A 24,637-nucleotide genomic window follows, 5' to 3' on the forward strand; every position below is an offset into this window, starting at 1 on the left:
GGTAAAGGGTTAGGTAAATTGGTATTCAATTTTCTGCACGAAGTAACTTAAACGACCGCATACTGCAAAACCTCCTCGATTTTCACACTTCTGCCTTCGCTCAGCGACTTCATTGCAGCAATGCCAATGGCGGTTGCCATAAGTCCGTCATGCGCGTCCACAGGCGACGGCTTGTCTTGCAACACGCAGTCAATGAATGATTTAAGACAAACCCGATAAGCTGTTTCGTATCTTTCCAGGAAGAAATGCAGCGGCAACGAAATGTGTCCGCCATTGCTGTCGAAATGTACGAGCGTGTCGGACGTGTTGTTTTCTGCCTTCGCCATGCCTTTTGAACCGAAAATTTCAAGACGCTGATCGTAACCGTAAACGGCCTTTCTGCTATTGTCAATCACGCCGATAGCGCCATTTTCGAATGTCAAAACGATCACCGCCGTGTCAATGTCCCCAAATTCCTTGATCTCCGGATGGATCAGCGCATCGCCTTTTACAAAAACCTCCTTCACCTCGCTGCCCACAATGTAGCGCGCCATATCAAAGTCATGGATCGACATATCGAGGAAAATGCCGCCTGAGATTTTCAGATATTCCACTGGCGGAGGTGCAGGGTCGCGGCTCGTAATGCGCAGAATGTGCGGATCACCGATTTTATTGGCTTCCACCAGACTGCGGACGTTGCTGAAATTGGCATCAAAACGGCGGTTGAAACCGAGCATTAGTTTCACATTGTTCTCGTTCACAGCCTTTTCCGCAGCTTGAATCGCTTCCAGTGTTACGTCCAAAGGTTTTTCACAAAACACATGCTTTCCCTTTTCCGCAGCCGCAACTGTGTAAGGAACGTGGAATGGAGTAGGTGAGCAAATGATAACCGCCTCAACATCAGGATGGTTGATCACATCATAAGCATCCGTAGTAACCTCGGCAACACCCAGACTGCGTGCAAATTCATGTGCCGCAGGTAAGACGTCGGAAGCGATAATCACCTGTGCGTCAGGCATGTGATGAACCAGGTTGCTCAAATGTATCTGCCCGATCCGACCCAGGCCAATCACCCCGGTCTTTAATTTTCTAGTCATTTTATATTAGAATAATGGTTTATGTTTTGTCAAAACTTCCTGTTCCACTCTTTCAGCCAGCGTTCGATCACGACTTTGGTTTGCGTGAAGAACTCTACGGCGTGTTTGCCTTGTCCGTGCAAGTCGCCGTAAAAGCTTTCTTTCCAGCCTGAGAATGGGAATTGGGCCACGGGAGCGGCTACTCCAATGTTGATACCAATGTTTCCAGCTTCTGCTTCATGGCGGAATTTGCGGGCATTGGAGCCGCTGCTCGTAAATATGCAGGCCATATTTCCATATCTGCCTGCATTGATAAACCGGATCGCTTCGTCAATGGTGTTAATGTGAACCAGGCTCAAAACAGGACCGAAAATCTCCGTTCCGGCCAGTTCGCCGTCTAATGGGATGTCTTCGATAATGGTTGGATTGATGAAGTTTCCGCCTTCATAACCTTCCACTTTTGCATTGCGGCCGTCAACGAGCAGCCTTCCGCCTTCGCTTAATCCTTTATCAATCAATGTCTGAACGCGGTTTTTGCTTTCAGCTGAAATTACCGGACCCATTTGCACGTCGCTATCGAGTCCGAAACCGGTTTTTCTGTTCTTGGCAGATTCCACCAGACTTTCCGTAATGTCCTTATACTCACCAACTGTGATGATGGTCGAAGCTGCCAGGCAACGTTGTCCCGCACAACCATAAACACTGTCGATCACGATTTGGGAAGTCATTTCAATGTCTGCATCGGGCAGCACGATCACGGGATTTTTTGCGCCGCCTTGTGCTTGTACGCGTTTTCCGTTCGCAGCGCCTTTGGAATACACATATTTAGCAACATTGGATGATCCTACGAAGCTAATGCCTTTAATAGCAGGATGTTCCAGAATGCCATCGACTACTTCACACGCACCTTGCACGAGGTTAAGGACGCCTTTTGGCAGATCCAGCTTTTCCATCAACGCCACAATTTTGGTCATTGTCAACGGCACTTTTTCCGAAGGCTTAATGATGTAGCTGTTCCCGCAAGCCAGCGCGTAAGGCAGGAACCAGAATGTGATCATTCCGGGAAAATTGAACGGCGCAATGCATGCACACGGGCCCAGCGGCTGACGGATCATGTATTCGTCGATGCCCTTGGCGATGTCTTCAGAAAATTCTCCCTGCATCATTGCAGGCATTCCACAGGCATTTTCCACATTCTCGATCGCCCGCACCATTTCGGCTTTGGCTTCGATAAACGTCTTGCCCGATTCCAGCACGATCGTACGTGCAATGTCGTCGGCGTTATCCTCCAGCAATGTTTTTAGTTTAAACAAATATTGAACGCGCTTCGAAACGGGCGTGCTTCTCCACTCCTGAAACCCCTTAACAGCGGCTTCTGCAGCATCTTCCACGTCCTTTGCATTGCCATAAGGCACTTGCGCGAGCACTTCCTGGTTAGCAGGGTTCAGCACATTTTCGAAATGATCCGAATGGCTGTCCACCCACTGTCCATTGATGTAATTCTGTAATTTTTCCATTTTATCTAAATTGTATTAATTCAAAAGTTTGGTCAGATTGTCCGATTATCGGAACCTGGGTTGCATTAATTCAGAAGACTAGAAGCCGCCGTAACCAGCGACAAAGGCATCCACTTCGGCCCGGGTCGGCATAAAATTGGCGCAGCCTTCGCGCGTCACAATGATCGCCCCGCATGCATTCCCCATTCTTACACTCTGATAAAGGTCCCAGCCGCTCAGTAACCCAAAAGAAAATCCGGCGCAAAACGCGTCGCCAGCGCCGAGCACATTCAAAACTTCAACAGGGAAACCAGGCACCTTAACCTCCTCTTTTCCAGGCTGAAAAATAGAAGCGCCATCTTTCCCGCGCTTGACCACCAATGTTTCCACACCGGAAGCCATAATTTCCTGGATTGCGTTTTCAATGTTGCCGCGGATTTCAGGAGCAGAGATTTGCTGATGCTTAATCAGGAGCTGCTCTTTGTCGGTCAGGAATGTGGCCAGGATTTCTTCTTCGGTCCCTACGACAATATTGAAGCTGGGCAATGCAGCCCGGATTGTAACGCCAAATGCCCTTGGATCAAACCATTGATCGGCCCGGAAATCAATGTCCAGCAAACGGGTCACATTGTTTTTCTTAGCTAGTTCCAATGCATAAAACATAGCAGTGCGGCTCGGATCTTTGCTGAATGCCGTTCCTGAAAACGCAGCTGCTTTGAAATCTTCGAACGGAATGGCATCAACGTGATCCAGGTTCAGATTAATGTCGGCGCAGTTTTCGCGGTAATAAACGAGCGGAAAACGATCCGGCGGCTCAATGCCGAGTACAACAGCGGAACTTCTGGTGCCCTCAATTGTTGGAACATAATCTGTTTTAATGCCTTCGTTATCAAGGAAATGTTTGATAAAATTCCCGACCTGATCGTTGCCTATGCCTGTTAGAATGGCGGTTTCCAGACCAAGTCTGCGTGCACCGGTGGCAATGTTCAGCGGGCATCCGCCCACGAATGCGTTGAATGCTTCTATTTTTTCAAAAGGACTGCCTACATTAGCCGAATACAGGTCGATAGACGAGCGGCCAAGGGTCAGTAAGTCGTATTTTTTCATTGCGGAGAATTAAAAAAGGGGTGCGGCGTTATTTGCCATTCATTTCGGCCGTTACAATCGGCAAGCGCGGATCGGAGCCTTTCCAGGTTCCGTAAATCCAGTCGTGGTCGGGGTCAGAGGTGTTGGCCAGCGATTGGTCGCTTCCGGCCAGGAAATTGAGATAATAAACATTGTAACCATGTCCGGCAACAACGGGGTGGTAACCTTTTGGAACCAGTACGGCTTCATTATGATGCACACGGACTATTTCATCCAATGATCTGTCCTGAGTATAAACCTGCTGGATGGCGTAACCCTGCGGTTTGTCGATTTTGTAAAAATAAATTTCCTCCAGATTCGCCTCAATCAGATTGCCGTTTTCATCTTCCGTGCGAACATCATGCTTATGGGCAGGGAACGAGCTCCAATTGCCCGAAGGCGTGTAAACTTCCACGCAAACGATTTTGTGGCAGTCAAAACCAGGCTCCAATAAGCTGTTAATCTGACGGTTCGCATTGTCGCCGCCCCGATATTCGATCGCAGCTTCTTCCGGGCGTTTCATGCGCGGCGGGTGATCCTCGTCGGATGCTACGTAGCAAATCGCAATGTCGGTCTGAGGTGATTGTGCCGTTAAAACGTAATCCGTATTTCTCGACAAATACATGGCATGTCCAATTCCGCTGAACACATCTTTGCGACCGTTTTTCGTTTCCCAGGTTTGTCCGGCGGCTTCGACTTTAAAATTTCCGCCAAGCAAAACGAAGCAATATTCGTACTCGCCCGTGTTTCCTGAAATTTGTTCGTTTACATCCAGTATTTTAGCCTCGAAGTTCAAATAAGTCCAACCGGCTTGATCGCTCGTAAGGGAATGGTAGGTTTTTTGGTCAGGCGCAGGTTTAACTAGCAGGTCACTCATTGTGGTAATTCGTTACATTTGTACACAATGATAGCGTTGTATAAATTAAACACAAAATGTAAATATGTTTATATTGAATGCAAACGTTTGAAAAAATTTCAAAGATTTAATTGCCATAATTATACAAATGAATTCCCCCCGACCCGTAACCATTAAAGACATTGCCCGCCGTTTCCGGTGCTCGCCATCCACCGTTTCCCGCGCTCTTAACGACCATCCGGCCATCAACGAAGACACCCGTAAAAACATCCAGGAATATGCCCGGGAAGTGGGTTACCAGCGGAATGAGGTGTCTTTGAGTTTGTTAAATAAAAAAACGGCATCGCTGGGAGTGGTTGTCCCGACAATCAGTAATTACTACGAAACCGCCGTTATTGAAGGTCTTCATCAGGCATTGCAGCCCATGGGTTACACGCTTAACATTTGTGTAACCAATGAGAATTATGCTTTGGAAAAAGAATATCTCGCCAAACTGCTCTCGAACAGGACCGAAGGGATTTTCCTTTCCGTATCGCAGGAGACTTATGACTCAGGCTATTACGAGCATCTGGAAAGTGTGATCCAGCGAAAAACACCGCTCATTTTTATTGACCGCGAGTATGAAGATTTCGAGACCAGCCGGGCCACGGTGGACGATTATCATGGTGCTTTTGCGGCCGTCGAGCATTTGCTCAGCATCGGATATAGGAACATCGCCCATTTAAAAGGGCCTAACGGCCTAACGGTCAGCGAACAACGTTTGAAAGGCTACATTGATTGCCTCAAAAAATATGACATGCCCGTTCAGGAAGAATTCATCATTAATACCAACTTTAAAGTCGAAAGCGCCATTGTACCCACAAAACGGCTCCTGGAAATGGCCACGCCACCGGACGCTATTTTCGGCGTAAATGACCAGGTTGCCATCGGCGCCATGCGGGTCGTTAAAGACAAAGGCCTCCGCATCCCGCAGGACGTCGGCCTGGTAGGCTTCGACAATTCGCCCATCTCTGCCTACACATTCCCATCCTTAACCACCGTAAGCCGCCCTGGCCGCAAAATCGGCATGGAAGCGTCACGGCTTTTTCTTAACCAAGTCAATGGCGCAGAGGACTTTAAACATGAAAGCATCGTGCTGCCTTCGGAGTTGATTATTAGAGAAAGTTCGTTGCGGATTTGAGTTTTTAGAAAATAAATGTGACCGATAGAAAAGTCTAACGTCTAATTCAGTGATGCAAAGGATGCATTGGATGAACAGGAGTTGTTTGTCCGGTAAATATTGTTAACTTGAATTATTAAATCATGGACTTCATGAAAGAATTAATCATTGACGACGAAAACTATGTTGTCATTCCGAAAAAAGATTACCAAGCGCTGCAAATAACCGCAGCATTGAAGTGGAAGCCTGAAAAAACCTTTTCCATCGAGGAAGCTCGTGCGCTAAGCAAGAAGCGAATTGATGAATGGGCTTCCGGGAAGTAGTCATTCGGCAATCGGTTATTGATGATCTTGCTGACATTTCTTGGTTTATTGAATCAAAGGGAATGTCGCAGACAGCTAAGAAATTTGTAGATGATACTTACGATTTTTTAGGAAGCCTCGGAAAATCGGATAGATCATTTGCCACGTGTCGGGAACCGGATAGAAGATTGATTGGCTACAAATGTTTTGTTTACAAAAAGAAATACACCATTGTCTTCATTGAAACAGATCGAGAGCTAATCATTTGCGAATTCATTCCTTGTAAACTAGTTTATTGGTAATTATAAACGCAAAAAAAGCAGCCGGGTCCCCAGCTGCTTTTTTGCATTTATAAACGTTGAACTTCTCAAATATCAATATCCCTCATTTTGTACCAAATATCCAGGAGTGTTCGATGCGCCATCGATGGCGCCCTGGGGAATTGGGAAGATGCGTTTCTTTACGTCGGCATTGGATTTTTCGGTCCATTTTCCTTCGTATTTGCCGAAACGGATCATGTCGCTGCGGCGGAGCATTTCCCAGTAGAATTCGAAACCTCTTTCGCGGAATAGCAGGTCGAGGTTCATGGTTGTTAATGCGGGTGGCGGCGTGGTGGCGGTTCTGGATGCCCTTACGATGTTTACGTCTGCCAATGCGGCGGCGGCATCGTTGCTTTTACGCAATTTGGCTTCGGCACGCATCATGTAAATGTCTGCAAGGCGCAGGATTACAATGTCTGCATCCCCTTTGTTACGGCCTGTATTGGATTCGCTGCCGAATTCGTATTTCGCAACGCGGAAACCTGTGTTATAGTTACTTCCAGCCGTCGTAAAGTCAACGAGTTCGCCAAAACTTACAGGCAAGTCGGCGCGGTTACGGGTGATGTAGGCCAATTTACCTACTTTCAGCTTGCCATCCGGACATCTTACAAATGCGCCATTGACACGCAATGCACCATATTGCTGACCGCGCAGAATGCCGCGGTTGATCTTGTAATCAGAATCCTTCACGCATGTATCTGCTGTGTTGGAATACACAGACATATTTTCCTGATAAAACCGAGGATCTCGTTTCGGATCAACTGCGCCATATGCCTGCACCCACGACTGGTAAAAGTCGGATGTGATGGCGGGGCCGTCCGTTCCGTTTGCGGCTGGAAACGCTGCGAGTGGGAACTGGTCACCCGAGATGGAGAAATAAGCCAGACGATTGTGACCATTCAAATCGGAACGCTGGTCCACTGCGAAAATAAGCTCCTGGTTCGTATGGTTTTGGTTGCCGAAAATCGCGAAGTAATCCGGTGACAGTTTTGCTTGGCCTGAGGCAATGATTTTGTCGGTATACTGGATTACTTTATCCATATCCGCAGGTGAAAATGTGAAAGCCGGTGCGTAAATGTTGCGGTAAACCGCTGCATTCAAATTAAGGCGTGCTAGTAGTCCCCAAACGGCAACCTGGTTCAGCCTTCCAGGGCCAACCACAGATTTAGGTTGTACAATCGGCTCAATAGCAAGGAGTTCACTTTCAATGTATTTCACAGCTTCGTCACCCCTGATGATCACGGAAGCCACATTGGGATCGTCCTTCACAAAAACCACGCCGTACATATCCAGCATAATCATGTTATAATATGCACGCATGCCCCGAGCTTCCGCAGCGTAAAGTCCCGCCGTGGCCGACTTGGAATCTTTCAAACCGGTGATAGCCGTGATCGACCTGGAAATGGATTGCGATAATGTGTTCCAGGTGCTGGTAACATTCGGATCCGTAGCCGTTGTATTGTGCTGGTGCAGCGCCAGATAAATTCCGTTATCGCCCCAGTCGGTTCCGCCGCGATAGGGTAGGATGGCCTCGTCGGTGGATATTTCGTTGAGCGCAAAGTAGGTCGTATGCTGGAACAAGTTGGGCAGCAATGCGTAAACGGGCGCTATCAGGCCGTTTGCAGCTTCGTCGGGAGACAAATTGGCTTTAAGCGTTTCGTCCAAAACCTGCTCTTCAAGATCGGTGCAGGCATTTGTGACAAATAATAAGCTCGCAACCGCAAATATGAGTGATAATTTCTTTTTCATCTTTTATTTATTAAAAGCCAATGTTTAGACCAAAAAGGATTGTTTTAGCCTTTGGATAACTCAGATAATCAACGCCGTAAGAAGTAATCTCATTGATATTGCGGTCGTTGTTCACCTCAGGATCGTAACCTGTGTATTTGGTCGATACCACGAGGTTCTGGCCTGTAACCGACACGCGCACAGTTTGCACCCATTTGTTGATACCCAGTTTCGTGGTATTCAGGTTGTATCCCAATGCAAGGTTATTCAACCTCAGATAAGCGCCGTTTTTCAAATATCTTGTTGACACAGGCGCCGAATTGTTCACCGATTCAGCTGCTTCTGCAAATGATTCGCGGGTGACATTCAAACCTTTTGATAATCTCAGCTTAAAGAAATTGGAGTTGGCCGTGTTGTCATAAACCTTGTTTCCAGCCACGCCGTTGAAGTTTGCTGTCAAATCAAAACCTTTAAAAGACACATTACCATTGAAATTGTACATCCGGGTAGGAAGTGCCGTCCCGGCAGCAACGCGGTCCTTGTCTGTCACAATTCCGTCGCCATCCACGTCCCTGAATGTGCTGATTCCTTTTTCGTCAAAACCTGTAAATTCTTTCAGGAAGAATGTGCCGATCGGCTGATTATTAATGTATCCGTTAATGGTCGCCGACGTGAGGCCCGGGCCTTGGGCAGCGCCCGATGGGATTACAGAATAAGGAGAACCTGTTACGTTATTTTTGATAAATGTAATGTTACCACCAAAAGAGTATCGTAGTCCGTTGTCCAGTGATTCGCGGTAATTCAAATCAACTTCAAGTCCCTGGTTTTTGATCTTCATATCAGGTACGTTGGTCCAGAAAACACCAGCTGGCTGGATAGGATCGGCAGGAATTACTTCCAATAATATTTTCTCAGATGTTTTGGTAAAATAGTCGATTTCACCGCTCAATGCGCCTTTGAACAAAGCGAAGTCAAGTCCTATATCCGTTTGCTTCGACACTTCCCATTGAATGTTCGGGTTAGCCAGCCTGGTGTTGGTAGTCCCGGCAGGGTAGGAGCCTGTTCCGATTGGGTAACTTGTTGTGGGTGAGACAACTGATGTGAAACGGGCCTGTGTAATTTTAGAAGGGATTTCCTGATTTCCCGTTGATCCCCAACCTGCACGAAGTTTCAGGTCCGAGAAAGGAGACGATTTCATGAATTCTTCCTCAGAAATTATCCAACCCAATGAGAATGAAGGGAATGAGCCGTATTTGTTATTAGCTCCAAACTTGGATGAGCCGTCCACGCGAAGCGTTGCTGTTGCGAGATATCTGTCTTTGAAACCATAGTTCACCCTTCCAAAGAACGATTGCAGCTCATTAATACGAGCATAACCGCCCGGAGCGTTCAGGATCAATGTCAAATCCTGACCAAGGTTCGGGTTATTAATAGGCTCAATGTCCGAAATCGGGAATTTATTAATGCTGAAATTCTTTCCGGACAACGAGATGCGCTGGAAAGAGTGACCAACCAGTGCGCTGAAACTGTGGTTCTTGCTATTTGCAGTATACGTCAGGTAATTTTCGATCAGGCTGTTACTGTTTTTTGTCTGGTAATTTTCCAGACGACCGATCTCGAACGGAACAGCATTCGGCAAGGTTTGCTTGTCCTGGGTTGCCGTAGAATTATCAAGACCGAAATTCAGCTTATAAACCAAACCCTTAATGATGGTCACCGAAGGCGAAATAGATGCCAGGACACGGTTTGTGTTCAAAACTTCTTTGTATAATCTCAGCGGGATCAGCGGGTTGGTTCCATCCTGATACTGAAACGGTTCGCCATTCGCGTCGTAAGGCGCATAAGTCGGGTTCGCCGTTATAGCGCCGCCGATCATTCCCTGAATGTTAGGCCGTCTATTTTTGGTATTGGTTGCATTCAGATTCACATCTAATGTAACGCGGTCGTTCAGCAACTTTTGGGAAAGGTTAATGCGGCCTGTGTAACGGTCCTGCTGGCTGCCTTTCAAAATACCCTGTTGTTTTTGCGCACCGAATGATCCGTAATAGGTCATCTTGTCCGTTCCACCGCCTACTGAAATGTTGTGGTTATGCGTGGTTGCGCTCCGGGATATTTCCTTTTGCCAATCCGTATTTGCGCCGCCATCAATCACCGTACCGCCCAGTTTGGCAGCTTCGGTAAGAAATTCCGGGCCTGATAACACATCCAGCGGACGGGCCATCTTGGATATCCCCAATGATCCTGAATAGGTCACGCTGGCTTGTCCCGATTTTCCTTTTTTAGTTGTAATTAAAATAACACCATTGGCACCGCGTGCACCATAAATCGCTGTCGCAGAGGCATCTTTCAAAACATCCATTGACTCAATGTCCTGTGGATTGATGAAATTCAGCGGGTTTGTATCGCCGCCGGTTCCGCTATTATCCAGCGCCATTCCGTCCACGACAAAAAGCGGCGTGCTTCCCGTGCGTATCCCACCCGGCCCGCGAACGGTAATGCTGGTTTTTGCACCCGGTTCACCGGTTGCCGAAGTAATGTTCACACCCGAAACTTTACCTTGCAGCAATTGTTCCGGTGAGTTAATGATACCCGTATTGAACTCGCTGCTTTTCAAAGATTTAACGGATCCCGTAATGTCTTTCTTAACAGTCGTTCCGTAACCTACAACCACCACTTCGCTAAGGTTGGATGTTGATTCTTTTAGTTTGATTTCAATCGAACTGTTATTTGATTCTGTGAGTAAAAAATCGTTCAGAGATTGTTTTTCAAAACCTATATAGCTGAATTCCAGGTTGTAACGAACTCCTGTTTGAAGGCTCGAAATGGTGAAGACACCATTTTCGTCTGTTGTGGCGCCTTGCTTGGAACCGCCGCCAACGGGTGTAACAACCACCGTAACACCGGGCAATCCGTCTGTTGTGCCGTCTGTCAGCACTTTTCCTGTGAGCGTAACGTCCTGCATTACACGCATGTCGGCTCCGAAATGGCTCGATAAACTTCCCGAAACCGGCAATATAGCCGCTGCCGTTGCATGTGGCCCAGAAATGGCCGCGCCCTGCAACAGGCAAATGCTAAGTGTCCCGGTTTTGACTAATAGAGTCAAAGTTTTTTTCATGAGATCAAATTATTGGGTTGAATTGTTAATGAAAGGTAGGATGCGCAAGCAGAGAGGGGCATATAATGATATTTTAGGGTTCTGGTTACGCAAGATTACAAATTGTATTTTTAAAATATTTAATAGAAATTACTTTATAGGCTATGCAAACGTTTGAAATTTTATGCAAACGTTTGAAAAAATAAGAAGATTTTATAGGATGAAATCAACAGGAAAAGCACCAAAAAACCCCACAAGCAGCCACAACCGGCAATTGCACGCAAAAGTCGTTGTTATTGCTCCTTGCGAAAACAATTTGAGTTTAAGGAATTGTTAAATCAGCTCCTGAGCGCCTACACGTCCTGGCGCAGGACTTCCAACGGCGGGCGCGAGAGAATGCCCCGGCTATTGATAAGCCCGATGAAAACGGTCATCAAAGACACGAATAAAAAGACTATAAGTATTGGTATAAACTCAGGCTTAAATTCCGCTTCAAAACTGAACTTTGCCAGTAACCAGCTCCCGATCAGCGAAAGCAGAATGCCTGTAAAAGCGGCCAGTGATCCCAGGAAAAAGTATTCCAATGCCGTAATGGAGAAGATCTGTTTACGACTAGCGCCTAATGTCCGGAGCAGCACACTTTCCTGTAAGCGCTGGTATTTGCTGATCAATACGGAAGCAATCAGCACAATTAGTCCCGTAAGAATGCTGAAACCTGCCATAAAGCGGATCACGAAACCGATTTTATTGAAAATATCATCCAAAACACGAAGTACCAATGCCAGATCGATGATTGAAATGTTGGGAAACTGGCGCACGATGGATTGCTGAAAAACGGCCGATGCCTGCGGATTGGGCACATGCGTAAGCATAACGTGAAACTGAGGTGCTTCTTCCAGCACGCCGGTTGGGAAAACAACCAGGAAGTTGGTCTGGACTTCGCCCCAGTTCACTTCGCGTAAACTGGAAACGGTGGTCGACATCATGGTTCCCTGCACATTGAAAACCAGCGTATCACCTAGTTTGAGCCTGCTCCGGTCTGCAAATCCCTGCTCAACAGAAATGGGGATGAGGCCGTCGGTGCTCTTGTAAGTGCCCTTCCACTTTCCTTTGGTCAATTTTTCTGTGGAACTCAGTGAATCCCTGAATGTTACGCGGTATTCGCGGCCAAAGATGCGGCGGGATTGCTCGGCTGTGGTGTCGCCTTCAAAGTCGGATGCTGTTTTTCCATTGACTTCTTCCAATCGCATGTTTACGATCGCAACGTTCTGGTTAACAGGAATATTCTGCGCTTTTGCAATTGCCAGCACAGCTTCTTTCTGACTGCCCTGAATGTCAAAAAGGACAATGTTCGGCTGGTTTCCGCTGGACGACATTTTCACCCGGTTGAGCAAAATCGTTTGAACAAAAAACAAGGTGCAGACCAGACAAGTGCCGAGGCCGATGGAGACAACCAGAATGGAAGTTTGGTTGTTGGGACGATACAAATTAGCCAGGCCCTGTCGCCATAAATAGCTCCATGACGTCGGGAAAAACTTGCGGACGAGCCACATAAGCAAACTTGCGAATGCATATAACACAACAAACGAAGCCAGAATGCTGGCCGTGAAGACCAGCGCTTCGATCCACGTTTGCATTTGCAGAAATGCGAAGCCGTAAATAAACACGACGATCAGGCCGTAGAGCACCCACGCCCACGGATCTCTTTCCATCTTCACCGCATCCAGCGAAACGCGCAGCACATTCAGCGGCGAAACCTTACGGATGGAAACAAGCGGAGGCAATGCAAAAAGGATTGAAATTAGCACACCAATAGCCAAACCTTGTCCGATTGCGAGCCAGGAAATGTCCGTAGTAAGTTCAAAAGGCAGAAAATCCTTGATCACGATCGGTAAAAATTGCTGAATGGTCGTGCCCAGGATAGCGCCCAGTATAGAACCAATGATGCCGATTCCTGCAATCTGGATCAGATAAATCAGGAATGCCTGAGAGCCTTTTACACCCAGACAGCGCAGAATAGCAATTGAGTTGAGTTTTTCACGAATGTAAATATGAATGGCACTCGCAACCCCGATGCAGCCCAAAAGCAATGCGACAAATCCTACCAACGCTAAAAAGCGCGTCAGATCTTTGAATGATCTGCCCGTGTCTTCTTTTTGGGATTGAATGGTTTTATAGTCCAGATCACCGGCTTCAAAACGAGGTTCGAGCTGCTTGGCAAGCTTTTCAACATCTGTCTCCGGCGCGAATTTGTAATAATAGCGGTAAGCGACGCGGCTTCCTTTCTGCATTAAACCCGTTTGGGCCAGATAGCGCATGGGAATGTAAACCGATGGCGCAACTGTGCTCGTAAGTCCCGTAGAGCCAGGCGCTTTTTCCAAAATTCCGGCAATGGCAAAAGTAACATTTCCGATCTTGATCGAATCGCCGACTTTTGCCTGATATTGCAGCATAAGGCTTTGATCTACAAGCGCTTCTTGCCGTGATCGGAATGTTTGTTCGGCAGTCAAGGGAATGGTCTCGAACTTTCCATAATAAGGAAAGTCGCCTTCCAAAGCCCTGACCTGAGCAAGTCTGTTTCCGCCATTTTTCGGAAAATAAATCATAGAGGCAAAACTGCGCTCCTCAGACCTGGTTTTCCCCAAAGAATCCACAAGCGTTTTAGCCTTTCCTTCAACAGGTTTTCCGGTATTAAGGGCCAGGTCAGCGCCTATTAATGTTGCCGCTTGGTTATCAATGTTCAATCTGAGGTTATCACCCAGGGAGTAAATGGCCACAAGGGCAGCAATTCCCAGGATAATGGATGAGATGAAAAGGAGCAGCCGCGAGCGGTTTTTCCGGCTGTCACGCCACGCCATTTGCAATAACCAGGGGAAATTAATTTTATCTTGATTCATCATTCAACCAGTTTGCCGCCTTTAATGCGAATAATGCGTTGCGTTTTTGCCGCCAGTTCCAGATCGTGCGTTACCAGCACAAGCGTCGTTCCGGCTTCCCGGTTGAGGTCGAAAAGCAGTTTTACCACTTTTTCGCTGGTTTCTGCGTCCAGGTTCCCGGTCGGTTCGTCGGCAAAAAGGATCTGCGGTTTATTGGAAAATGCCCGGGCAAGGGAAACGCGTTGCTGTTCTCCGCCGGATAACTGGGTAGGATAATGATGGCTTCTTTCGGCAAGGCCTACTTTATCGAGCAGGTCCAGCGCGCGGGGCTTAATGTTCTTTTCGCCTCGTAATTCCAGCGGGACCATTACGTTTTCGAGTGCAGTAAGCGTGGGGAGCAACTGGAAATTTTGGAATATGAAACCTACATACTGATTCCTGACGGAGGCGAGCTGATCTTCATTGAGACCATTGAGCCTCGTTCCATGCAGCTCAACGGTTCCGGATGTAGACCGGTCCAAACCTGCGCACAAGCCCAGAAGTGTAGTTTTTCCGCTTCCGGAAGGCCCCACGATCGACATCGTTGAGCCGGCTGCGATTGAGAAATTGATATTGTCTAAAACGGTCAGCGAACGGTCGCCACTTTTATATATTTTACTAACCTGTTGCAGATCGAGTATGGTATCCATCAATTGTTTTTAATTTTATGTTTTTCCGGTGTGCTAAACTGGGGCAACTTGATTTACTCCAATTTGGTTCTTTTGGATTTAGCTTGCACATAAATATACCATTATATGATGAATCGCTTTGTTTTTATAGCCAAAATGCTGCTTATCGGCGCCATTCTGACTTCTTGCAACAGTGAAAATAAAGAAACTGCCGAACAGAAGGATTCGGTAAAAACAACTTTAAAAACCCCTGCCAGTGCCAACAAAACCATTGTGTTTTTTGGAAACAGCCTTACCGCAGGATACGGACTGGATGATCCTTCGCAGGCATTTGCCGGTTTAATCCAAAAACGCATTGATTCCCTGGGACTCAGTTATAAGGTGATCAATGCTGGCGTGAGCGGCGAAACCACCTCAGGCGGAAACAGCCGGATCGACTGGCTTCTGAAACAGCCTCTGGATATTTTTGTGCTGGAACTGGGCGGTAACGATGGGTTAAGGGGCATCCCGGTTTCGGAAACCAGGAAGAACCTGCAAGCCATTCTGGACAAAGTGCGGGCAAAGTATCCCGATGCTAAACTTGTATTGGCAGGCATGCAAATCCCGCCTAATATGGGACAGAAATATGCTTCGGAATTCAAAGCCGTATATGCAGAGATTGCTGATAAAAATAAAATTACCCTTATTCCATTCTTACTGGAAGGCGTAGGTGGCGAAAGCAAACTAAACCTGCCCGACGGCATTCACCCGACTGCGGAAGGACACAAAATCCTTGCTGAAAACGTTTGGGTGCGGATTAAGGACCTGCTTTAATTCGCAAGCCGGTGCATAGTAAAACAAGAAAAAGGCCCGGAAATATGTTAAAAAACATACATTCCGGGCCTTTTGTTTCATTAGGTGTTTTCCTTACACAACCCTGTCGCCACGAATCAATCGAAGAATTATTGCAACAACTGCAATCACCAAAAGAATGTGAATAATGTTACCCATTCCAAAGCTAGCAAAGCCGAAATAGCCGATTAGCCACAGAATGACCAAAATGACAGCTATTGTATAAAGAAGATTTCCCATTGTCTTAATTTTTTGAGTTAGTGTTATTTGCGATAATCAATATCTTATCAATTAGGATGCCAGCCTGTAAGATTGGAAATAAGGCGTTATTATTCCCCGAATTCTACAATATTTGATCAATTGATATCATGTATAGCTTTAAGTTGTAGAAATTTTTCTCAAACCATATGAAACGAACCACCCTTTTAGTTCTGCTGATTTGCTCAATTATCTGCCATTTTTCCCCGGCAGCCACTGTCGACACTGTTCAGGTTTATAGTAATATCATGAAAAAAAGCCTTAAAACAGTCGTTATAAGGCCATCTCAGTATGATTCGGGTAGAGCCTATCCGGTTGTTTACCTGCTCCATGGATACAGTGGCAACCACGCCGACTGGATTTCGAAGGCGAAAGGCTTTGAAACAGCGGCCGATACTTATAATATGATCATTGTATGCCCGGACGGCGGTTACAGCAGCTGGTATTGGGATAGCCCGATGGACCCGCAGTCGCAATATGAGACCTATGTTTCCAAAGAACTGGTTTCCTTTATTGATTCAAAATATAAAACCATTAAGGACCGCGCTGGTCGGGGCATTACGGGTTTGAGCATGGGCGGGCATGGCGCGCTTTATCTTGCTTTCAGGCATCAGGATGTTTTTGGGGCAGCGGGCAGCATGAGCGGCGGCGTGGATATCAGGCCGTTCCCAAATAACTGGAACATGGCCGACCGACTGGGAAAATACGCCGAGCAGCCGGAAAGATGGGAGAAGAACACGGTCATTAATATGCTGCACCTGCTGACGCCGAACTCACTGGCTTTAATCATCGACTGCGGCGTGGACGATTTCTTTTTTAAAGTGAATGAAAAGTTGCACGAACAGCTCGTTTACAGAAATATCCCGCACGATTATCTTGTCCGGCCGGGTGCCCATAATTGGCCTTACTGGACGAATGCAGTACAATATCAGTTGCTTTTTATGAGTAACTATTTCAATAAAAAGCCAAATCCTTCCAATTAAATTTCTCTAATTTACATTTCAAAAAATAGAATCTACCTTACATTAAATTTTACTATTCAGCTAAATGAGCAACTATTCCTCAACCGTGGAACCCACAAAAGCCCGATTCACTGAAAACAGATATTTGATAACCCTCATCTTCGTAACGTCCCTGTTCATGTTCTGGGGAATTGCCATCACGATGGGCGACGTTTTAAACAAACATTTTCAACACGTATTAAGTCTTACCAAAACCCAGTCTGCATTTGTACAGTTCGCCATTTTTGGCGCTTATGGTGTTATGGGGATCCCGGCAGGGCTTTTCATGAAGCGCTTTGGCTATAAAAACGGCGTGCTTTTCGGGTTATCGCTATTTGCACTGGGGTCGTTCTTGTTTGTTCCGGCAGCTGCGGCAGCATCATTTCCATTCTTCGGAGGAGCATTATTTATCCTGGGTTGTGGAATCTCCACTTTGGAAACTGTCGCGCATCCGTTCGTAGCGTCGCTCGGTGATCAGCGCACGAGTGACATGCGGATCAACTTTGCACAGGCTTTCAATGCATTGGGCACCATCATTGGACCGGCGGTTGGTTCTTACTTTTTGTTGAGGAACAATGTGGAGGGCAGCACGGACCTGACTTCTGTAAAAACATTATATATCGTGATCGGAAGCGTTATCGCTACGATCGCTATTTTGTTCTCATTTGTAAAAGTGCCTGCGCTAACGGATCCGCACGTGGTTGCTGATCCTGCTGCGGCGAATGTGGACACGCATCCCGAAAAAGGGCTTTTTGATCACAGACATTTTAAATGGGCGGTTATCGCACAGTTTTTCAATGTAGCGGCACAAGCCGGAACCTGGGCATTCTTCATCAATTATGGTCACGAGAAAATGGGTTTTACCGACGTTGTAGCTGGTAATTATATGATCCTGTTTTTTGTGTTAATGCTTACAGGTCGTTTTGTTGGAACATTCCTGATGCGCTTCGTAGCGCCGCATACGATCTTGGCGATTTTTGCAGCTTGTAACATTGTTATGTGCCTTATCATCGCGCAGAGTCTCGGCTGGCCTTCATTCATCGCCTTGCTGATGCTTAACTTCTTTTTCAGCATTATGTTCCCGACCATTTTTAGTTTGGGATTGAAAAACTTGGGCAAGCATACGCAACAGGCTTCATCCTTTATTTCGATGGGTGTTGTCGGTGGCGCGTTCTTCCCGTTCGCTATGGGCGCTGTGGCTGAGTCGGATGTGGCACATGCTTATTACTTGCCGATCATTTGCTATGCAGTGATTTTCATGTTTGGATACAAATATTATAAAGTGCTTTAAGGCGGTTTGCTCCAAAAACTTTAATCAATAATCAATAAAAAAATCGATTGCTGAGAGCCTGCGGCCGACAGCCCTAATATTATGAAACTCTGGGGAATTGACTTAGGAGGAACAAAAATAGAATGCGCCGTGCTGGATCCCGAGCGCAATTTGGAAGTAGTTGTACGCATGCGCCTTCCGACCGAATCTGCGAACGGTTACGAGCATATTTTATCACAGATCAAAAAACTGATCGATCAGGTTGCAGAGCAGGTGGGTGAGAAGCCAACCAAGATCGGGTTTGCTACGCCGGGTGTTTTGGAGCCGGATTCGCAGTTGATGAAAAACTCTAACACGATCTGTCTCAATGGCATGCCATTAAAAGCGGATCTTGAAAAAATATTAGGCATTCCTGTTCAGCTTGCGAATGATGCCAACTGTTTTGCACTGGCCGAAGCATTGATCGGTGCCGGAAAGGATTATCCCAGGGCGGAAGTTGTTTTTGGTGTGATCATGGGCACGGGCGTTGGCGGCGGATTGGTGGTGAACAACAAGATCATTGCCGGACATCATGGAATTGGCGGCGAATGGGGACATAACATTCTGGAAGAGAACGGTGAACCTTGTTATTGCGGAAAAGCAGGCTGCGTAGAGCAGGTCATTTCCGGCCCGGCGCTGGAACGTTTTTACGAAAAAGTAAGTGGTGAAAAGCTGACGATGAAAGTAATCCTTGACCGTTATCACCAGGGCAATGACGAGTTTGCGAAAGCCACCATTGAACGCTTGCTGGAATTCTACGGACGTGCCATTTCGACATTGATCAATGTCCTGGATCCGGGACTGATCGTGATTGGCGGCGGCGTTGGCAATGTTGAATTGCTTTACACCGCGGGTTTTGAAAAGATCAAAAAATACATTTTCAACAAGGGCGTTGTGACCACTCCGATCCTGAAACCGAAGCTGGGCGACAGCGCCGGGGTTTTCGGTGCAGCACTCTTGTAAAATATGCTTAGCAAGGTGATTCCGGCATGTTATAACCAGTAAACCAGCATGTTCCGGAGCTTCTTAGTGAATTAAATCACTCTATCGGAAACAAGGTTCTATGTTAACGAACGGAATCTCCTTGCGCATAAAGTCCATTGATACAGTCCGTGGGCTCATTATGGTAATCATGGCGCTCGACCATGTCAGGGACTATTTTCACATTACGGCGTTCTCCGCCGATCCGCTCGATCCGGCCACAACCAATCCCGCCCTTTTTTTTACAAGATGGATCACGCATTTTTGCGCACCGTCGTTTATGCTGCTTTCCGGGATTTCGGCCTATCTGTCCGGCCAGAACAAAACCACCGCTGACACATCTTCCTTCCTCCTGAAACGCGGTCTGTGGCTGATTCTGGTTGAAATAACCTTTATGACATTTGCCTTTTCGTTTGACGTAACATTTAAAACCATCTTTCTCGCCGTGCTCTGGGCGCTGGGAACGAGTATGCTGGTTTTGGGATTGTTCGTACGTTTCTTTTCTCCAAAGGCGATTCTGATCTCCGGTTTGGTGCTGATCTTCGGACATAACCTTTTCGATCTGGTAAAAGCTGCCCCCGGCTCGGGGCTCGACATTTTCTTGGGTATTTTCATGACTGGCGCCGGGCGTTTCGTGCCGAGGGGCGATGGCGGGAACATTGCTTTCTTATATGTGATATTGCCCTGGGCGGGGATTATGATGTCGGGATATGGGTTGGGGATGATCTATAACCGTGCTTTTCCTGAACAGAAACGCAGAAAAATATTGCTGCAATCGGGCGTTGCCGCCATTGTGCTGTTCCTCGTTTTGCGCTTCGTGAATTATTACGGAGATCAATCGCTATGGAGCCCTCAATCGGAAGGGATGAGGACGTTTTTATCATTTATGAATGCGTCCAAGTATCCGCCCTCGCTCATTTTTACCCTCATCACACTCGGCCCGATCCTTATTTTGCTTGCCTTCACGGAACATACTGACAATGCGTTGACGCGGTTTTTTACGGTTTACGGTAAGGTCCCGTTCTTCTACTTTATGCTGCATTTCTATCTGATTCACTTGCTGACCATGATCGCCGTTTTGTCCTCGGGCTACACCTGGGCACAGGCGACCGCACCGGATCTTTTCTTCAAATTCCGCCCGAACGATTTCGGTTACAGCCTTGGAATCGTGTATGTGATATGGATTTCCATTGTCCTCGCGCTCTATTATCCATGCCGGTGGTTTGGGAATTACCGTGAGCGGAACAAGAAATGGTGGCTGAGCTATTTATAGCATTACATTTCCCACTCGCTTTCATTCATCCGGCAGAGGATTTATTCTTATCAAAAACCCAACTCTGAAATGCACATTGTACGCACGTTTGCTTTTATTTTTTGTATCTCAATAAACACACTTTTCGCGCAGGCGCCCACTGAGAATTATCCGGTAGATCCTGCTTCGGAAGAGCAGGTTGGTGTGCCGAAAGGGGAGGTTCTGAAATTTACATTCGAACATTCAAAAATCTTTCCGGGAACATGGCGGGAATATTGGGTTTATGTGCCTGCACAATATAAGCCTGACAAGCCTGCTTGTGTTTACATTAACCAGGACGGCATTCAGTGGAAAGCGCCGGTTGTGTTTGATAATCTGATCCATAAGGGCGAAATGCCTGTCACAATCGGCGTTTTCGTAATGCACGGAAAAGTGAGAGCTGCTAATGCAAGTGAGGCTAATGATCGTTTTAACCGCAGTTTTGAATATGATGGGTTAGGGGATGCTTATGCACGATTTATCCTTGAAGAAATTCTCCCGGAAGTAGAAAAGCAGAAAACCAGTGACGGACGCGTAATCCGTTTGTCTAAAAGTGGCAATGATAGGGCGATAGGCGGATCGAGCAGCGGGGCAGTTTGTGCATTCACCGCAGCCTGGGAGCGTCCGGATGCATTTACCCGCGTTTACAGCGCCATAGGCACGTATGTGGGCTTGCGTGGTGCCGACCGTTACCACACATTGGTCAGGAAATACGAACCCAAGCCCATCCGGATCTTCCTTCAAGACGGTGCCAATGACCTCAACATTTACGCCGGCGACTGGTGGATGGCTAACCAAACCATGCTGCGCGCTTTGACATTCGCAGGTTACGAAGTGCAACACCAGTGGGGCGAAGGCGGCCACAACGGCAAGCACGGAACCGCATTGTTCCCCAAAGCCATGCGGTTTTTGTGGAAAGATTGGCCTAAACCCGTGAAAGCAGGGAATTCACAGAATCAAATGCTAAGTGCCATACTCATTCCCGGGCAGGATTGGGAGCTTACTTCGGAAGAGAAGAAGGAGCCAAATAAGAAGCAGAAAATCACCAAAAACCTTTCGAAATCCGATTCAATAGTCGCGCACAATGGTAATGTATACGTAACAGTTTCGGATGGCCCGGAAAAATCCGGCAGCATTTTTTTAATCACACGCAATGGGAAAAAAGTGCTTGTTGACAAAGCCCTGTTATCTGTCGGCGGCATAGCATTATCACCGGATCAAACATTGCTATATGCCACGGAATCCGCTTCGCATTGGGTTTGGGCTTACCAGATCCAGCCGGACGGAACATTAACCCACAAGCAAAAATACGGCTGGCTCCATGTCCGTGACGATGACGATAATGCCGGGGCACGCGGCATTATGTGCGATCGGGAGGGGCGCATATATGTGGCAATGCGTATGGGAATTCAGGTTTTAGATCAAACCGGCCGTGTAAATGCCATATTACCAACGCCCGCCGGCGCAGCTTCCAGGATTACATTCGGCGGCGAAAATTTCGACACGATTTATGCGACTGCCGGTGAAAAGGTCTACCGCCGCAAACTGAATGTGAAAGGAGCGAACAGCCGCGATACACCCAACAAGCCCGACGCGCCTAAGTTATAAACGGCCCGCCCGGAACGCCCCAGCCCCATTTCGGCATCGGTTCTTCGGGGTTCATGGTCAGGTCGTCGATATTGGAGTTGAGGACTGCTATGCGTGTGCCCCATTCAATGTAGGCGACAAATGCGGACCGGAACTCGGGGTCGTCGGGGAGGTTGATTTCGTCGGACGTTTCCAGCAGCAGTGCCACCCAGCGTTTCCGGTGCGCTTCGGTCAGGTGTTTGGATAGATGCTTCTGGATCATCTTGAAATGGCTTCCTTCCTCCGTGCTGTACATTTTAGGACCACCAAAAACCTCCGCAATAAAATGTGCCACATGCAGCTGATGCTCCGTAGACATATGCTTGAATACCGGCTCCAAAAGCGGATTAGCTAGAACCTTCTTGTAAAAAAGCTCCGTCAATCTTTCAAACACCGGCATCCCGCCAGCCCATTCGTATAAAGTAGGGATTGGTTTTTGTTCCATATTGAAATATAGCTTGACTTTCAAATCCTTTTAATTTATCAAAAAAGTCCATGCTCAAATGTAGCATTTAATACTCCATCACAATCCCATCGAAACCATCCAGCCTGCTGATCTTCAAGTTGATCGCCGCATTGGTATAAGTAAACTTAATAGGCTGACCGGTGCTCAGGGAGAAGATTTTGGTTGGTTTTTTTTGTGATTTGATTTTGAAATCCAGGTTGTAGACGGGCAATGGTGCAAAATAGGTGTTGCCGCTGAAACCTGTCAGATTGATCAAATGCATGATTAAACCGTCACTTTTTGTCTGCTCTCTATTACTGACGTTGTTCTTCGTAAATTCCTTTAAAATAACTTCAATTCTTTCCGGAGCATTGGTTTGAATATCTTCTTTTGCATTTGGTAAAACGTAACTAATAGCGTCCAGCAGCAGATTTTTGTGCTCCTGGTAGCCGTGCATATAATAGATCCTGCCCAGGCTGACAGGGAAAATGAGTGCTTTGCTTTTTTCATGATTTTTGATCCCCAAAGCATAATAGCCCGTCGGTTCGTGGCCGCCGATGATTTCGGGTGGGCCGGGGCGGCCTTTGGATAAGATGGGAAGCAGTTTTTGGTCTGTGCCCGAGAGGTCGTAAAGTCCAAGATTGAATTTCCAGAAAAGCATTTTCTGGCCGGGGAAACTTTTAAATATGTTGCGGTTGTCCGGAACGAGGTAATTTCCGGCGCCGTCATTATCCTTTTTCTCAATTTTAGCTCCAAACAGCTCCTGCAACGCTGCCGGACTGTCAAACATGGTGCGGCTTGTGGCGATCAGGTGAGTGCCTGCTTTGCTCGCATCTTTCAGGACCTGAATGGCTTCGGGTTTTAAATAGGTGATTTCGGGGAGAATGACAAGCTTGTAACCCTTCACTTTCTCAGCCAGGTTTCCTATCTGACCATCCTCAATGATGTCAAACGGAATGTGTGCCTCGCGTAGCATGAGCTGGACGCCGCGATATTCCTGCATCGGCTCGCCATTCGGCCAGGCGCCGGGCGCAATGATGGCGATTTTAGCCAGAGATTTATATTTGCCAAAATACTGCTCATGCTGCTTGTGAAAGGCATAAACCTTCTTGATCACCCCATAATTGCGCTCGTCTTCATAGCCCCGCATATCACCCATCATGCTGAGATCCAGGCCCGAACCATTGGCAATGTTCTCATATAGCCGGATCTGAACTTCCTGTGGTTCCACAGCATTATAGCGCGATTGAAAAGAGATTTGCTGAATACTGGCGTTGCTGATAATGTGGTCCGGAAAAGAATTAACGGCATTGCTGACATTGTCGGAAGCCGTGTAAGGCCAGTAAGGCAGGGTTGTCATGCTCTGCGATTCGTGCCGGATAATGTCAACGAACTTATCCGAGTAAGTGCAAATGGCGATCTGCTCATTTTTGGATTTCACCAGTTTATGAAGCCTTTCCGACCAATCTTCCACCGTGTGTTTTTTAAACGCAAGATATTTCTGATAAAGTGAATCGGCTTTATTTTCTTCGGTAGGAAGCACTTTTCCGTTCGAGTAAGCGGCAAATGCCTTTTTATCAAACTCATTCTGATCGATGCCGTGGTATTTTCCTTCGTATGGATTGTTAACCTGGTAACCCGGCATATTCAGGAAAATGCCGTCGATCGGGAACATGTCGATCACTTCCTCAATGATCTTAAAGGCCTTTTCCTGCACGTAGGGCGCATTAATGGAAACCACATACATGTCGGTGTTGATGATCCGCTCACCTTTTGGAGAAATGTAGCACCATTCGGGATGCGCTTTGTAAATGCTTTCGTGGACGCGGCTGAAATCGAAGCGGACGATAACCTTAATGTTGTTTTGATGACATTTTTTGATAACATTCCCCAGCACATTTTCCTTCATAAAAGGATTGGTATAATGGAAATCCAGCTTCGTGGGATAAAAAGCCATGATGCCGCCTGCATTGATCAGCAATGTGTTAGCAGAATAGGTTATCAAATCTGCGACGATAGAGTCAGCGTTTATCGTGGCGGCTTCGTAGGAAGGCAGGTTCATCTGGATCACCCTCAGATTGTTCCTTTTCCACCAAAGATCTTTTGTATTTTGTGCGTAAAGCGTATTGGTCAAAAACAGAAATAAGATAAGCGCCGTTAATTTTTTCATCAGGAGTTTATGTCGTTTACAGGGAAAGCAATGATGTAATTGTGAT

General features: G+C 46.9%; 19 protein-coding genes. 8 read left to right on the top strand and 11 right to left on the bottom strand.

What is annotated here, in order from left to right:
- Positions 1–47 precede the first annotated feature (47 nt).
- The 4 genes from iolG to iolB form a co-directional block, all read right to left on the bottom strand.
- Positions 48–1,076 (bottom strand): inositol 2-dehydrogenase, encoded by a 1,029-nt coding sequence (iolG, locus tag LZG74_RS07905; protein WP_233796021.1) that lies wholly within the window; start codon positions 1,074–1,076, stop codon positions 48–50.
- Positions 1,077–1,105: 29 nt separating this feature from the next.
- Positions 1,106–2,572: a CoA-acylating methylmalonate-semialdehyde dehydrogenase gene (locus LZG74_RS07910; protein WP_233796022.1), complete on the bottom strand. Its 1,467-nt coding sequence runs from the start codon at positions 2,570–2,572 to the stop codon at positions 1,106–1,108.
- Positions 2,573–2,650: 78 nt separating this feature from the next.
- On the bottom strand, positions 2,651–3,658 hold the full coding sequence (gene iolC, locus LZG74_RS07915; RefSeq protein ID WP_233796023.1) for a 5-dehydro-2-deoxygluconokinase: 1,008 nt from the start codon (positions 3,656–3,658) through the stop codon (positions 2,651–2,653).
- 28 nt (positions 3,659–3,686) lie between these two features.
- Positions 3,687–4,553, bottom strand: coding sequence for a 5-deoxy-glucuronate isomerase (gene iolB, locus LZG74_RS07920; RefSeq protein ID WP_233796024.1), 867 nt, complete (start codon positions 4,551–4,553; stop codon positions 3,687–3,689).
- 127 nt (positions 4,554–4,680) lie between these two features.
- Here iolB and LZG74_RS07925 point away from each other — a divergent pair, with 127 nt between their 5' ends.
- Complete coding sequence (locus tag LZG74_RS07925) at positions 4,681–5,712, top strand: LacI family DNA-binding transcriptional regulator (protein ID WP_233796025.1); 1,032 nt, start codon at positions 4,681–4,683, stop codon at positions 5,710–5,712.
- Between the two features lie 131 nt (positions 5,713–5,843).
- Positions 5,844–6,014, top strand: a complete 171-nt coding sequence (locus LZG74_RS07930; protein WP_233796026.1) for a hypothetical protein — start codon at positions 5,844–5,846, stop codon at positions 6,012–6,014.
- Positions 6,015–6,367: 353 nt separating this feature from the next.
- On the opposite strand, the gene LZG74_RS07935 is transcribed toward LZG74_RS07930, so the two are convergent.
- From LZG74_RS07935 to LZG74_RS07950, 4 genes are all read right to left on the bottom strand, one after another.
- Complete coding sequence (locus LZG74_RS07935) at positions 6,368–8,062, bottom strand: RagB/SusD family nutrient uptake outer membrane protein (RefSeq protein ID WP_233796027.1); 1,695 nt, start codon at positions 8,060–8,062, stop codon at positions 6,368–6,370.
- Positions 8,063–8,072: 10 nt separating this feature from the next.
- On the bottom strand, positions 8,073–11,156 hold the full coding sequence (locus LZG74_RS07940) for a SusC/RagA family TonB-linked outer membrane protein (protein WP_233796028.1): 3,084 nt from the start codon (positions 11,154–11,156) through the stop codon (positions 8,073–8,075).
- 332 nt (positions 11,157–11,488) lie between these two features.
- On the bottom strand, positions 11,489–14,035 hold the full coding sequence (locus tag LZG74_RS07945) for an FtsX-like permease family protein (RefSeq protein WP_310589291.1): 2,547 nt from the start codon (positions 14,033–14,035) through the stop codon (positions 11,489–11,491).
- Complete coding sequence (locus tag LZG74_RS07950) at positions 14,032–14,700, bottom strand: ABC transporter ATP-binding protein (protein WP_233796029.1); 669 nt, start codon at positions 14,698–14,700, stop codon at positions 14,032–14,034. The genes LZG74_RS07945 and LZG74_RS07950 overlap by 4 nt, the downstream gene beginning before the upstream one ends.
- Before the next feature lie 108 nt (positions 14,701–14,808).
- Between LZG74_RS07950 and LZG74_RS07955 the strand changes: the two genes are divergently transcribed.
- On the top strand, positions 14,809–15,492 hold the full coding sequence (locus LZG74_RS07955; RefSeq protein WP_233796345.1) for an arylesterase: 684 nt from the start codon (positions 14,809–14,811) through the stop codon (positions 15,490–15,492).
- A 93-nt stretch (positions 15,493–15,585) separates the two neighbouring features.
- Here LZG74_RS07955 and LZG74_RS07960 read toward each other — a convergent pair whose 3' ends face one another.
- Positions 15,586–15,750, bottom strand: a complete 165-nt coding sequence (locus LZG74_RS07960; protein ID WP_157486687.1) for a lmo0937 family membrane protein — start codon at positions 15,748–15,750, stop codon at positions 15,586–15,588.
- A 167-nt stretch (positions 15,751–15,917) separates the two neighbouring features.
- On the opposite strand from LZG74_RS07960, the gene LZG74_RS07965 reads away from it, so the two are divergent.
- From LZG74_RS07965 to LZG74_RS07985, 5 genes are all read left to right on the top strand, one after another.
- On the top strand, positions 15,918–16,751 hold the full coding sequence (locus LZG74_RS07965) for an alpha/beta hydrolase family protein (RefSeq protein ID WP_233796030.1): 834 nt from the start codon (positions 15,918–15,920) through the stop codon (positions 16,749–16,751).
- Positions 16,752–16,815: 64 nt separating this feature from the next.
- Complete coding sequence (gene fucP / locus LZG74_RS07970; protein WP_233796031.1) at positions 16,816–18,060, top strand: L-fucose:H+ symporter permease; 1,245 nt, start codon at positions 16,816–16,818, stop codon at positions 18,058–18,060.
- Between the two features lie 81 nt (positions 18,061–18,141).
- Positions 18,142–19,041 (top strand): ROK family protein, encoded by a 900-nt coding sequence (locus LZG74_RS07975; protein WP_255699033.1) that lies wholly within the window; start codon positions 18,142–18,144, stop codon positions 19,039–19,041.
- 100 nt (positions 19,042–19,141) lie between these two features.
- Entirely contained in the window at positions 19,142–20,332 is a 1,191-nt protein-coding gene (locus LZG74_RS07980; protein ID WP_233796032.1) for a DUF1624 domain-containing protein, read from the top strand.
- 69 nt (positions 20,333–20,401) lie between these two features.
- A complete protein-coding gene (locus LZG74_RS07985) occupies positions 20,402–21,958 on the top strand; it encodes an SMP-30/gluconolactonase/LRE family protein (RefSeq protein ID WP_233796033.1) in 1,557 nt (518 codons plus the stop codon).
- Here LZG74_RS07985 and LZG74_RS07990 read toward each other — a convergent pair.
- Together LZG74_RS07990 and LZG74_RS07995 are read right to left on the bottom strand one after the other, a co-directional pair.
- Entirely contained in the window at positions 21,948–22,421 is a 474-nt protein-coding gene (locus LZG74_RS07990) for a group II truncated hemoglobin (protein ID WP_233796034.1), read from the bottom strand. The genes LZG74_RS07985 and LZG74_RS07990 overlap by 11 nt on opposite strands.
- A 67-nt stretch (positions 22,422–22,488) precedes the next feature.
- Positions 22,489–24,591, bottom strand: coding sequence for a family 10 glycosylhydrolase (locus LZG74_RS07995; protein ID WP_233796035.1), 2,103 nt, complete (start codon positions 24,589–24,591; stop codon positions 22,489–22,491).
- Positions 24,592–24,637: the final 46 nt, after the last annotated feature.

The sequence above is a fragment of the Dyadobacter sp. CY327 genome, assembly GCF_021390415.1.
In the GTDB taxonomy this organism is placed as follows: domain Bacteria; phylum Bacteroidota; class Bacteroidia; order Cytophagales; family Spirosomataceae; genus Dyadobacter; species Dyadobacter chenhuakuii.